Raw genomic sequence first — 329 nt, forward strand, 5'->3', positions numbered from 1 at the left:
GACCTGCTGCGCCGCGATCGACTCCGGATCGGCCTCATCACCCAGCAACTCCCGCTGCCAGATGCTGTAATCCGCGTACTGCACCGGCAACGGCGCCCATGCCGGCACCTCACCCGCGATCCGCGCGACATAGGCGTTCATCAGATCCCGGATCAAGGGCCCTACCGACGAGCCGTCGCCGGAAATGTGGTGCACCACCATCGCCAGCACGTATTCACCGGATGCCCCGCCGTCGGCCGCCTGTCCGACCTCGAACAAGGCCAACCGCAACGGCACCTCGGCCGTCACATCGAACCCACCCGACGCCAACTCCGACACCGCCGACACCA

1 protein-coding gene is annotated in these 329 nt (G+C 66.9%); it reads right to left on the bottom strand.

Annotation, left to right across the window (positions count from 1 at the left end; translation table 11 throughout):
- Positions 1-329 (bottom strand): condensation domain-containing protein (locus IG75_RS37005; RefSeq protein WP_156061012.1); only part of this gene is annotated, 329 nt, incomplete at both ends.

The sequence above is a fragment of the Nocardia rhamnosiphila NBRC 108938 genome (genome assembly GCF_000720425.1).
In the GTDB taxonomy this organism is placed as follows: Bacteria; Actinomycetota; Actinomycetes; order Mycobacteriales; family Mycobacteriaceae; genus Nocardia; species Nocardia rhamnosiphila.